This window comes from Sphingomonas sp. Leaf23, assembly GCF_001421585.1.
GTDB lineage: Bacteria > Pseudomonadota > Alphaproteobacteria > Sphingomonadales > Sphingomonadaceae > Sphingomonas.
On sequence record NZ_LMKR01000001.1, the window covers coordinates 96791 to 108741 of the forward strand.

The following is an 11951-nucleotide window of genomic DNA, read 5'->3' on the forward strand; positions in this document are numbered from 1 at the left end:
GCCACATCACCAGCCAAGATCGTCACCCCGGGCTTGACCCGGGGTCCCGCTTCTTCTGCACCATCGGTCAGAAAGCGGGACCCCGGATCAGGTCCGGGGTGACGTCGTAAATGGGGAAACAATGGAGCGCCACAAAACGCGGCGAGTGTGAACTTAGTGAACTTTGGCTGCGATCACGGCTCGATCGTCGGGGTCCAGGGCCGCTCGCGAAACCATTTCGTGATGATGTATTTGGTCCCCTCAACCACCGCCATCCCCTCATGCAGCGTCGCTAGGTTCGGGCTGCCATCGGCCAGCATGTTGTTCCACGCGACCAGCATCCCCGGCCGCGGATTGAACCGTACCCCGGCCTGCGGGAACCATGTCGCGCCGCCCTGTTCGACCTCGTTGAGGTAGACCATCGCCGTCCAGGTCCGCTGCCCGCCCTGCACCGCCATCGACGCCCAATAGGGCTCGTTCTCATTGAAATAGTCGTTATGCGCCCGGAACTGTTGCCCCGGCGCATAGCGCTGCCCCTGCATCGTCTCGCCATGTTCGGGCGGGATACCCAGCAGGTGCGCGATCTTTTCATCGATCGGCTGGAGCAGTGGGTGCCAGCGGTCGAGGTCGCAGCTGTCGCTGGTGCGGAAGTTCGGATCGTTGGTCGCAGTCAGCAGCGTCGATTTGCGGCGGCCCGAATCGATCGTCGCCATCAACATGTCGCACTCGTCGTCCGACAGGAAATCGGTGAGCGCGAACAGCACCGCACCCTCGGTCTTGGCCCGGCGGATACCGGGCACGGCGGAGAGCGTCGCCTCGACCGACCGGCCCCATTCGGCCCGAACGGGGGAGGGGCCACCGGGCGCTTTACGGACAGGCGTGTTCATGGCGCGGGTTCAACCAGATAGAGGGGGAGGTGTCGAGGGGGCGGACCAGCGCTCAATGCTCCGGCGTCTCCATCAATTCGATCAGCACCCCGCCCATGTCGCGTGGGTGGAGAAAGACGATCGGTGTCCCATGCGCCCCGATCCGCGGTTCGCCCAGCACCCGCGCACCCTTGGCGGTCAGCTCGGCAACGGCGACGGGAATGTCCGCCACCTCGAAGCACAGATGATGCTGCCCCCCCGCCGGGTTCTTCGCCAGAAACCCCGCGATGGGCGAGCTGGCGTCATACGGCTCGATCAACTCGATCTGCGTATTGGGCGCATCGATGAAGCAGACCTTCACCCCCTGCGCCGGCAGGTCGAACGGCTCGCCAATGGCGTCCGCGCCGAGCAGGTCGCGATACATCTCGATCGATGCTGCGATGGAAGGGGTCGCGACCCCGACATGGTTGAGACGGCCGAGGGTCATGCCGAATCCTCCCCGGAACGGGGAGGGGGACCATCCGAAGGATGGTGGAGGGGGGCGTCCTGCTCCACTACCATTGCGTTGCGGGGAACGCCCCCTCCACCAGCTGCGCTGGTCCCCCTCCCCGTGCCGGGAAGCAGCTTACAGCGGGATATTGTCATGCTTCTTCCACGGGTTCTCGAGCGTCTTGTTCCTGAGCTTGCGCAACCCCAAAGCCACCCGCCGCCGGGTCGAATGCGGCAGGATCACCTCGTCGATGAACCCCTTGCTCGCCGCGACGAACGGGTTGGCAAAGCGCGCCTCATATTCCGCCGTCCGCGCCGCGACCTCGGCCGGGTCCTTCGAGCGGAAGATGATCTCCACCGCGCCCTTGGCGCCCATTACCGCGATCTCGGCGGTCGGCCACGCATAGTTCAGGTCGCCGCGCAGATGCTTCGACGCCATCACGTCGTAGGCGCCGCCATAGGCCTTGCGGGTGATGACTGTGATCTTGGGGACCGTCGCCTCGGCATAGGCGAACAGCAGCTTGGCACCGTGTTTGATGATGCCTGAGTGCTCCTGTCCGACCCCCGGCAGGAAGCCGGGCACGTCGACGAACGTCACGATCGGAATCTCGAACGCATCGCAGAAGCGCACGAACCGTGCCGCCTTCTTCGACGAATTGATGTCGAGGCACCCGGCCAGCACCATCGGCTGGTTGGCGACCACGCCGACCGTGCGCCCCTCGATCCGGCCGAAGCCGATGATGATGTTGCCCGCGTGCGCCGGCTGCAACTCGAAGAAGTCGCCATCGTCCAGCGTCCGCACGATCAGTTCGTGCATGTCGTAGGGCTGGTTGGCGCTGGGCGGGATCAGCGTGTCGAGGCTCGGTTCCAACCGGTCCCACGGATCGTCGCTCGGCCGCTCGGGCACGCCGGTCTGGTTGTTCGCGGGCAGGAAGTCGACGAAATCACGCGCCGCCAGCAGCGCCTCGATATCGTTCTCGAACGCGCAGTCGGCGACCGACGACTTGGTGGTGTGGGTGATCGCGCCGCCCAGTTCCTCCTGGGTCACGACCTCGTTCGTGACCGTCTTCACCACGTCCGGGCCGGTCACGAACATGTAGGACGAATCCTTCACCATGAAGATGAAGTCGGTCATGGCGGGCGAATAGACCGCGCCGCCCGCGCACGGCCCCATGATGAGGCTGAGCTGCGGCACGACGCCCGATGCCAGCACGTTACGCTGGAACACCTCGGCATAGCCGCCAAGGGACGCGACGCCCTCCTGAATCCGCGCCCCGCCCGAATCGTTCAGGCCGATGACCGGCGCGCCGACCTTCATCGCCATGTCCATGATCTTGCAGATCTTCTGCGCATGGCGTTCCGACAGCGACCCGCCGAACACGGTGAAGTCCTGGCTGAAGACATAGACCAGCCGGCCGTTGACCGTACCCGATCCGGTGACCACGCCGTCGCCCGGCACGACCTGTTCCGGCATCCCGAAATCGACGCAGTTATGTTCGACATACATGTCGAGTTCCTCGAACGACCCTTCGTCGAGGAACACGTCCAGCCGTTCGCGCGCGGTCAGCTTGCCCTTGGCATGTTGCGCCGCGACCCGCTTTTCCCCGCCGCCGGCGCGCGCCGCCGCGCGGCGTTTCTCCAGCGCTTCGAGTGCTTCGAGCATCGTCTCTCCTTGGCCCGTTGGTCGGGCGTTTCCGCCCTTGTGCCAGCAGGAGGGGGCGAAGCGCAATATTCTTGCGCTATCCGAAGCGGTAACCGGACACGACCCAGCCCATCACCTCGTCGCGATAGTCGCACACTGCCGGGCCATCGCCGCCCGCGCCAAGGGCGACCATCAGCGGCAGCAGATGCTCCGCCTCAGGATGGGCGAAACGGGCGTGCGGCAGGCTTTCCCACCCCGCGACCCGTTCGGCCCGCGCGGCCGGATCGGGATCGGTGACGGCGGCAGTCAGCGCCGCATCCCATTCGTCGGCGATCGGCGTCACCGACGGCCCGCGCGCGCGCAGATTGTGGAAGCTCATGCCCGACCCGATGATCAGCACCCCTTCGTCGCGCAGCGGGGCCAGCGCCCGGCCCATCGCAATATGGGCGGCGGGATCGAGCGAGCGGTCGAGCGACAGCTGGACCAGCGGGATATCGGCATCCGGCACCGCGACCATCATGGGTACGAACACGCCGTGATCCCAGCCGCGCGTCGCCTCCTCTGCCGTCTCGAACCCGGCGCCTTCCAGCAGCCCGGCCGCCCGCCGCGCCACGTCCGGCGCGCCGGCGGCATCCCAGCGCAGGCGATAGGTGTGTTCGGGAAAGCCATAATAATCGAACAGCAGCGACGGGCGCTCGCCGACATGGACGGTCGGGCGATCCGCCTCCCAGTGGCCGGAGATCATCAGGATCGCGCGCGGCCGCTCGGGCAGCGAATCGATCAGCCCGGTGAGATACGCCTGCATCGGCCGCCACATCGGGTCGGGGGCCTGGCCGGGGTTCAGGAAGAAGCAGGGGCCGCCGCCATGCGGCACGAACAGGGTGGGGAGCGTCATGGGTGCCAAGGTCGCGCTGCGGGCGATGCGACTCAAGGCCGCGCACGGAAACGACTCGTTTCGACTTGGCGTCGCGGGGGGATGCCCCCTACAAGGTCGCCCGCATGAGCCGTTTCACCGTCAACAATTTGCCGCAGGAATATCGGCTCGACCCGGACACGCCGCTGCTATGGGCGCTGCGCGACGTGTCGAACCTGACCGGCACCAAATATGGCTGCGGCACCGGCCATTGCGGGGCCTGCACTGTCGATATCGACGGGCGCGCGGTAAAGTCTTGCCAGGTGACGATCGGCAGCCTGGAGGGCACGTTCGTCACCACGATCGAGGGGCTGGCCCGTGATCGCAGCCATCCGGTGCAGGCGGCGTTCCTGGCGGCGCAGGTCGTGCAATGCGGTTTCTGCATTCCCGGCTTCGTCATGGCGACGGTTGCGCTGCTGCGGCAGAACCGCGATCCCGGTGAGGCGGAGATCGCCGCCGCGCTGAACCATCTGTGCCGCTGCGGCATCTATCCGCGCCTGATCGATGCGGTGCGACAGGCGGCCGCCGCCGCGCGCGGCGATGCGACGCTCGCACCCCCGCCGCGTCCCGGCATCGACCGGGCAGAAGCCGCGCGCGAAACGCCTGCGCTGACCCCGCCGGCCAAATAGCCGATATTCTTTCAATTGGCTGTCACCGGCATTCAGCCACGGTTGATCGCGTCCGTAATAAACCGCATCCATCGAAGCCGGCGACATCCGGCGGTGGAGGCAAGCAATGAAGAGCCGTTTTCTTCTGGCCCTGTTGAGCGTGTCGGCGCTGGTTCCGACGGCGGCGATGGCGCAGGTCGATCCGGAATTGCGCGGGCCGCGCAATCGCGAACGGATCGAACGCTCGCCGGGCGGCGAGACCCCCGGCGCCCGCGCGGAATTTCGCAACGACATCCGCGTCGATGCGCCCCAGCCGCGCCCCGAGCGCCCGCGCATGGAGGAACAGCGCGTCGAACCGCAACGCAGCGCGGACGCTCCGCGCTGGCAGGATCGCGGCGATCGTGGTGACCGCGGCGATCGCGGCGGCTTCGACCGCACGCGCCCGCCGCGCGACGGCAACGGGCAGGTCGATCGCGAAGCGCTGCGCCGTGACTGGCAGCAGGGCAATCGCGGCGGGGATCGCGGCTGGCGGCCCGAGCCATCACCGGCCCCGCGGCCCGACCGCGACTTCCGCACCCCGCCACGCGATGCACAGGGGCAGATCGACCGTGAGGCGCTGCGCCGCGACTGGCCGCGTACCGAAGGGCGGGGGCAGATCGATCGCGATCGCAACGACCAGTGGCGTCGCGAACAATGGCGCCGCGAACAGCAGAATGGCGGCTGGGATCGTGGCACCCGCGATCGCGACTGGGGTCGTGACGACTGGAACCGGGGCGACCGGAACTGGGATCGCGGCAACCGGTGGGAACGCGGTGGTCAGTGGGATCGCGGCTGGCGGCGGGACGACCGCTATGACTGGAACCGCTATCGCCAGCAGAACCGCAACTTCTATCGCCTGCCGCGCTATTATGCGCCGTCGGGCTGGGGCTATGGCTATCGCCGGTTCGGCGTGGGCGTGACGCTCAATTCCTATCTGTTCGGGTCGAACTACTGGATCAACGACCCCTATTCCTATCGCCTGCCCGATGTGTGGGGGCCGTATCGCTGGGTGCGCTATTATAACGACGCATTGCTGGTGGACGTCCGCAGCGGCCAGGTGGTCGACGTCGAGTACGACATTTTCTGGTAAGCCTGTCGCTACGGCACGGGTGCGCGCGGTGGGGGCAACTCCGCCGCGCGTCTTTCTGTCTGGCGTTTGGGCTGGCAATCGCCGCGTCCTTTCCGCAAACCGTATCAAAAGATACGGGAGAGCGATTCGATGGCAGGCGATATCCAGGTGGCGCGCGACGGCGACGTGCTGCGCATCACGCTCGACCGGCCCGACCGTCTGAACGCCGCGCCACCGGCGATGTTCGATGCGATCCGCGATGCGCTGGCCGATCTCGATGGCGCGCGTGCGGTGCTGCTGACCGGGGCAGGGCGCGCCTTCTGCTCGGGCGCCGACGTCATGGCGGCGCTGAGCGGTGACGACGCGCCGGCCATGACCCATGCCGCGCTCACCAACCACTATAACCCGACGCTGCAGGCGATCTCCGACCTGTCGGTCCCGGTGGTCAGCGCGGTGCGCGGTGCGGCGGCGGGGATCGGGTGCAGCCTCGCGCTCGCCGCCGATTTCTGCGTCGCGGCCGACGATGCCTATTTCCTGCAGGCGTTCGTCAATATCGGCCTTGTCCCCGATGGCGGGGCCAGCTGGATGCTCCCGCGCCTGATCGGCCGCGCCCGCGCCACGCGGATGATGATGCTCGGCGAACGGGTGCCTGCCGCCACCGCGCTCGACTGGGGCATGATCCACACTGTCGTTGCGGGCGAGAGCCTCGACGACGAAGCGCTGGCGCTCGCCCGCCGATTGGCGGCAGGACCGACCGTCGCGTTGGGCCTGACCCGCCGCAACCTCGCCTATGCCCTCGACCACGACTATCCCGCCGCGATGGCGCGCGAAGCGGACGCGCAGCGCACCGCCCGCGCGACCAGCGATGCGGTGGAGGGCGGCACCGCCTTCCTCACCAAGCGTACTCCCCGTTTTACCGGAGCCTGACATGACCTGCCTCGACTTGACCCCCCGTCCGGCGATAGGGACCATGCGATGACCGGCCCGACGCTCGACGATTGGCAGAAGCTCGCCGCGCGCGAGGTGAAGGACGCCGACCTGCACTGGACCACGCCCGAGGGGATCGTGGTCAAGCCGCTCTACACCGCCGCCGACGCACCCGATCCCGGTCTGCCCGGCTTCGCGCCGTTCACGCGCGGGGTGAAGGCGTCGATGTATGCCGGGCGGCCATGGACCATCCGCCAGTACGCCGGATTCTCGACCGCCGAGGAATCGAACGCCTTTTACCGCCGCAACCTCGCGGCGGGGCAGAAGGGCCTGTCGGTCGCCTTCGACCTCGCCACCCATCGCGGGTACGACAGCGACCATCCGCGCGTGGCGGGCGATGTGGGGAAGGCCGGGGTCGCGATCGACACGATCGACGACATGAAGATCCTGTTCGACGGCATTCCGCTCGACACCATGTCGGTCAGCATGACGATGAACGGCGCGGTGCTGCCGTGCCTCGCCTTCTACATCGTTGCGGCGGAGGAGCAGGGCGTGGGCCCGGAGAAGCTGTCGGGCACGATCCAGAACGACATCCTCAAGGAGTTCATGGTCCGCAACACCTACATCTACCCGCCCGCGCCATCGATGCGGATCGTGTCGGACATCATCGCCTATACCGCCGAGCATATGCCGCGTTTCAACAGCATCTCGATCAGCGGCTATCACATGCACGAGGCCGGTGCGACCGCGGTGCAGGAGCTGGCGTTCACGCTGGCCGACGGCATGGCCTATGTCCGCGCGGCGCTGGACCGGGGCCTTGATATCGATGCGTTCGCCGGGCGGCTGTCGTTCTTCTTCGGCATCGGCATGAACTTCTTCATGGAGATCGCGAAGCTGCGCGCCGCGCGTACGCTGTGGAGCCGGATCATCGCCGATTTCGGCGGGTCGCCCCGCAGCCAGACGCTGCGCACGCACTGCCAGACCAGCGGCGTGTCGCTGACCGAACAGGACCCGTACAACAACGTCATCCGCACGACCGTGGAGGCGATGGCCGCGACCTTTGGCGGTACCCAGTCGCTCCACACCAACTCGCTTGATGAAGCGGTCGCGCTGCCGACCGACTTTTCCGCCCGGATCGCGCGCAATACGCAGCTGATCCTGCAGGAAGAGACCGGCATGACCCATGTCGTCGATCCGCTGGGCGGCAGCTATTATGTCGAGGCGCTGACGAAGGAACTGGCCGACAAGGCGTGGGCCTTGATTGAGGAGGTCGAGGCGGCGGGCGGCATGATCGATGCCGTGAACTCGGGCCTGCCCAAGGAGCATATCGAACGCGCCGCCGCCGCGCGGCAGGCGCGGGTCGACCGGGCAGAGGACGTCATCGTCGGCGTCAACAAATACCGGCTGGCGGAGGAAGACCCGATCGACATCCTCTCGATCGACAATGCCAAGGTCCGCGCCGACCAGATCCGCCGGATCGAGCGGGTGAAGGCCGAGCGGGACGAGGCGAAGACCCAGGCGGCGCTGACCGCATTGCAGGACGGCGCGCGCGGGGACGGCAATCTGCTGGCGCTGTGCGTCGATGCCGCGCGTGCCCGCGCTACGCTGGGAGAAATGTCGGCGGCGATGGAGGCTGCGTTCGGTCGCCATGCGGTGTCGGTCACGCCGGTGAAGGGCATCTATGGTCCGGCCCATGCCGATGACGAGGGTTGGCTGCGCGCGGGCGAGGGCGTCGCGGCGGTCGAACGCCGCATGGGGCGCAAGCCGCGCATGCTGGTCGCCAAGATGGGACAGGACGGCCACGATCGCGGCGCGAACGTCGTCGCCAGCGCCTTTGCCGATCTGGGGTTCGATATCGTGTCCGGGCCGCTGTTCCAGACGCCGCAGGAAACTGCGCAGCTGGCGATTGCCGAAGGGGTCGATGTCGTCGGCGCCTCCAGCCTGGCCGCTGGGCACAATACGCTGATCCCCGAACTCATCGGGTGCTTGGCGGATGCCGGTCGTGGCGATATTCGCGTCATTGCCGGCGGGGTGATCCCGCCGCAGGATTATGCGCTGCTCCGCGAAGCCGGAGTGGCGGCGATTTTCGGACCGGGCACCAACCTGGTCCATGCGGCGGCGGAGGTGCTGAAACTGCTCGGCCACAACCTGCCGCCGGTTGGAGAGACTGTGGAATGAATGTGATTGCGTCTGTCGAAGCTGCCCCGGCGATCGGAACGGGGAAGGTGCGCACCGACTGGACCCGCGCCGAAATCGCCGACCTGTTCGACCTGCCGTTCGACGAACTGATGTACCGTGCGCAGACCGTTCACCGTGTCCACCACGCGGTCGGGCAGGTGCAGCTCTGCACGCTCCTGTCGATCAAGACCGGCGGCTGCCCCGAAGACTGCGGCTATTGCTCGCAATCGGCCAGCGCCGATACGCAGCTGAAAGCCGAAAAGCTGATGGAGGTGCAGGCAGTGCTCGCTTCCGCTGCCGAGGCGAAGGCGGCCGGATCGCAGCGTTTCTGCATGGGCGCGGCATGGCGCAACCCCAAGGACCGCGACATGGACGCGGTGATCGCCATGGTCGAGGGCGTCCGGGCGATGGGCATGGAAACCTGCATGACGCTCGGCATGCTGACCCCCGATCAGGCACAGCGACTGGCGGCGGCCGGGCTGGATTACTACAACCACAATATCGACACCTCACCCGAAAACTACGCCAACATCATCTCGACGCGCAGCTTCGAGGATCGGATCGACACGCTGGCGCATGTTCGCGCGGCGGGGATCAACGTGTGCAGCGGCGGGATCGTCGGGCTGGGCGAGACCCGCGCCGATCGCGTCGGCTTCGTCCACGCACTCGCCACCCTGCCGCGCCATCCCGAAAGCGTGCCGGTCAACGCGCTGGTGCCGGTCAAGGGTACGGTGCTCGGCAACATGCTGGCCGACACCCCGCTCGCCAAGATCGACGATATCGAGTTCGTCCGTACCGTCGCGGTCGCGCGGATCACCATGCCGCTGAGCATGGTCCGCCTGTCCGCCGGTCGCGAAAGCATGTCGGATGCGACGCAGGCGATGTGCTTCATGGCCGGGGCCAATTCGATCTTCACCGGCGACCGGCTGCTGACCACCGGCAATGCCGGCGACGATGCCGACGCGGCGCTGCTGGCGAAGCTGGGCATGACGCCGATGGTCGCGGAGGAACCGATGCGAAAGGGCGGGTGCTGCTGACGCAGCGCCCCGCCGAATGACATGCTGACCCTGCCATAGCAGGGCGGACAGGAGAGTGACGTGTTCAAGAAGATTCTGGTCGCCAATCGCGGCGAAATCGCGTGCCGGGTGATGCGGACGGCCAAGCGGATGGGGATCGCGACCGTCGCGGTCTATTCCGATGCCGACGCCCGCGCACCGCACGTCATGATGGCGGACGAGAGCGTCCGGCTGGGCCCGGCACCTGCCGCCGAGAGCTATCTGAAGGCGGAACTGATCCTTGCGGCGGCGAAGGCGACCGGGGCCGACTGCATCCATCCCGGCTACGGATTCCTGTCGGAGCGCGAGAGTTTCGCGCGCGCCTGTGCCGATGCCGGCATCGCCTTTGTCGGCCCGCCGCCGAACGCGATCGCCGCGATGGGCGACAAGATCGAATCGAAGAAGCTGGCGCAGGCCGCCGGGGTCAACGTCGTCCCCGGCTATCTGGGTGAGATCGCCGATACCGAGGAAGCGGTGCGGATCGCGACCGACATCGGCTATCCGGTGATGATGAAGGCATCGGCCGGCGGCGGCGGCAAGGGGATGCGCCTCGCGTGGAGCGAGCAGGACGTCCGCGAGGGGTTCGAGGCGACCAAGCGCGAGGGGCTGGCCAGCTTCGGCGACGACCGCGTGTTCATCGAAAAGTTCATCGAAAGCCCGCGCCACATCGAAATCCAGGTGCTGGGCGACCAACATGGCAACATCGTCTATCTCGGCGAGCGCGAATGTTCGATCCAGCGCCGCCACCAGAAGGTCGTCGAGGAAGCGCCATCGCCCTTCGTCACGCCCGCGATGCGGAAGGCGATGGGGGAGCAGGCGGTCGCGCTTGCCCGCGCGGTCGGCTATTATTCGGCCGGTACCGTCGAGCTGATCGTCTCCGGCGCGGACGTGACGGGGGAGAGCTTCTACTTCCTTGAAATGAATACCCGGCTGCAGGTCGAGCATCCGGTTACGGAAGAAATCACCGGCCTCGACCTGGTCGAACAGATGCTGCGCGTTGCGGCGGGGGAGCCGCTCGCCTTTACGCAGGATGAGGTGAAGCTGACCGGCTGGGCGATCGAAAACCGGGTCTATGCCGAAGATCCGTATCGGGGTTTCCTGCCCAGTACTGGGCGGCTTACGCGCTACAATCCTCCCCGGCACGGGGAGGGGGACCGTGCGGAGCATGGTGGAGGGGGGCGTCCGCACGCGGATCGTTCGCGGCCAACCCCCTCCACCACCGACCTGCGGTCGGCGGTCCCCCTCCCCCCGAGCGGGGAGGAAACTATCCGCACCCGCGTCGACGACGGGGTGATCGAGGGTGGCGAGGTCAGCATGTTCTACGACCCGATGATCGCCAAGCTCGTCACCTGGGCCCCGACGCGCGAGGCGGCAATCGATGCGCAGATCGCGGCGCTCGACCGGTTCGAACTGGCCGGGGTAGGCAACAATATCGATTTCCTGTCGGCGATCATGCAGCATCCCCGCTTCCGTGACGGCGCGTTGACCACCGGCTTCATCGCGGAGGAATATCCGGAAGGGTTTCACGGCGCGCCGGCCGACGCGGCGCTGCTGCGGCAACTTGCGGCGGTCGCGGTGCTGATCGACCTCGAACAGTCGCTGCGGGTCCGTGCGATCGATGGGCAGTTGGGCACCCGCCCGGCCCCCTCGACCGAACGGATCGTCACCATCGGCGACCATCGCTTCGAAATTTGTGTCGATGGCTATGAGGGCGGTTTGCTGGTCAATATCGATGGCGACGTGCCGCTCGACGTCGTGATGCACTGGCGTCCGTCGCAGCGGGTGGTGGTCGCGCGGATCGACGACCACGAAATCGCCGTCCGCGTGGCCCGCACCATCGGCGGGTGGAAGCTGACCGCCCGCGGCGCAACCCATATCGTCCGCGTCCTGCCGCCGCATGTCGCCGCGCTGACCCAGCACATGATCGAAAAGGTCCCGCCCGATCTTTCGCGGTTCCTGTTGTGCCCGATGCCGGGCCTGCTGACCCGTGTCGAGGTGGCCGAGGGGCAGAAGGTCGAGGCGGGACAACCGCTGGCGGTGGTCGAGGCGATGAAGATGGAAAACATCCTGCGCGCCGAACGCCCCGGCACCGTCGCCCGCATCGCCCACGCCGCCGGCGACAGCCTGGCGGTCGATGCGGTCATCATGGAGTTCGAATAAGCGGAACCCTTTGCCCTCTGGCGGCT

General features: G+C 67.1%; 10 protein-coding genes. 6 read left to right on the forward strand and 4 right to left on the reverse strand.

Annotated features, from left to right (window positions below; translation table 11 throughout):
- Positions 1-173: 173 nt before the first annotated feature.
- The 4 genes from ASE67_RS00500 to ASE67_RS00515 form a co-directional block, all read right to left on the reverse strand.
- Positions 174-866, reverse strand: coding sequence for a prolyl hydroxylase family protein (locus ASE67_RS00500; RefSeq protein WP_055755794.1), 693 nt, complete (start codon positions 864-866; stop codon positions 174-176).
- A gap of 52 nt (positions 867-918) precedes the next feature.
- Entirely contained in the window at positions 919-1332 is a 414-nt protein-coding gene (mce, locus tag ASE67_RS00505; protein ID WP_055755796.1) for a methylmalonyl-CoA epimerase, read from the reverse strand.
- Between the two features lie 138 nt (positions 1333-1470).
- The gene (locus ASE67_RS00510; RefSeq protein WP_055755798.1) at positions 1471-2997 is read right to left on the reverse strand and encodes an acyl-CoA carboxylase subunit beta; all 1527 of its coding nucleotides are present in this window, start codon (positions 2995-2997) and stop codon (positions 1471-1473) included.
- A 76-nt stretch (positions 2998-3073) separates the two neighbouring features.
- A complete protein-coding gene (locus ASE67_RS00515) occupies positions 3074-3871 on the reverse strand; it encodes a DODA-type extradiol aromatic ring-opening family dioxygenase (RefSeq protein WP_055755800.1) in 798 nt (265 codons plus the stop codon).
- Between the two features lie 104 nt (positions 3872-3975).
- On the opposite strand from ASE67_RS00515, the gene ASE67_RS00520 reads away from it, so the two are divergent.
- The 6 genes from ASE67_RS00520 (at position 3976) to ASE67_RS00545 (ending at position 11925) form a co-directional block, all read left to right on the forward strand.
- Positions 3976-4518 carry a (2Fe-2S)-binding protein gene (locus ASE67_RS00520; RefSeq protein WP_055755802.1) on the forward strand — a complete coding sequence of 181 codons (543 nt, stop codon included), beginning with the start codon at positions 3976-3978 and terminating at the stop codon, positions 4516-4518.
- Between the two features lie 106 nt (positions 4519-4624).
- Positions 4625-5626, forward strand: coding sequence for an RcnB family protein (locus ASE67_RS00525; RefSeq protein WP_055755804.1), 1002 nt, complete (start codon positions 4625-4627; stop codon positions 5624-5626).
- A 129-nt stretch (positions 5627-5755) separates the two neighbouring features.
- On the forward strand, positions 5756-6532 hold the full coding sequence (locus tag ASE67_RS00530; RefSeq protein WP_055755806.1) for an enoyl-CoA hydratase-related protein: 777 nt from the start codon (positions 5756-5758) through the stop codon (positions 6530-6532).
- Between the two features lie 48 nt (positions 6533-6580).
- The gene (scpA, locus tag ASE67_RS00535) at positions 6581-8710 is read left to right on the forward strand and encodes a methylmalonyl-CoA mutase (protein WP_055755808.1); all 2130 of its coding nucleotides are present in this window, start codon (positions 6581-6583) and stop codon (positions 8708-8710) included.
- Positions 8711-8712: 2 nt separating this feature from the next.
- Positions 8713-9747: a biotin synthase BioB gene (gene bioB / locus ASE67_RS00540; RefSeq protein ID WP_443025512.1), complete on the forward strand. Its 1035-nt coding sequence runs from the start codon at positions 8713-8715 to the stop codon at positions 9745-9747.
- A gap of 60 nt (positions 9748-9807) precedes the next feature.
- Positions 9808-11925, forward strand: coding sequence for an acetyl-CoA carboxylase biotin carboxylase subunit (locus tag ASE67_RS00545; RefSeq protein ID WP_055755812.1), 2118 nt, complete (start codon positions 9808-9810; stop codon positions 11923-11925).
- The last annotated feature ends 26 nt before the right edge of the window (positions 11926-11951 follow it).

Bases quoted from the DNA above. Each gene is read 5' to 3' on its own strand.
- ASE67_RS00515 (WP_055755800.1), bottom strand. From the start codon at position 3,871: ATGACGCTCCCCACCCTGTTCGTGCCGCATGGCGGCGGCCCCTGCTTC.
- ASE67_RS00500 (WP_055755794.1), bottom strand. From the start codon at position 866: ATGAACACGCCTGTCCGTAAAGCGCCCGGTGGCCCCTCCCCCGTTCGG.
- ASE67_RS00530 (WP_055755806.1), top strand. From the start codon at position 5,756: ATGGCAGGCGATATCCAGGTGGCGCGCGACGGCGACGTGCTGCGCATC.
- ASE67_RS00510 (WP_055755798.1), bottom strand. From the start codon at position 2,997: ATGCTCGAAGCACTCGAAGCGCTGGAGAAACGCCGCGCGGCGGCGCGC.
- mce (WP_055755796.1), bottom strand. From the start codon at position 1,332: ATGACCCTCGGCCGTCTCAACCATGTCGGGGTCGCGACCCCTTCCATC.
- scpA (WP_055755808.1), top strand. From the start codon at position 6,581: ATGACCGGCCCGACGCTCGACGATTGGCAGAAGCTCGCCGCGCGCGAG.
- ASE67_RS00520 (WP_055755802.1), top strand. From the start codon at position 3,976: ATGAGCCGTTTCACCGTCAACAATTTGCCGCAGGAATATCGGCTCGAC.
- ASE67_RS00525 (WP_055755804.1), top strand. From the start codon at position 4,625: ATGAAGAGCCGTTTTCTTCTGGCCCTGTTGAGCGTGTCGGCGCTGGTT.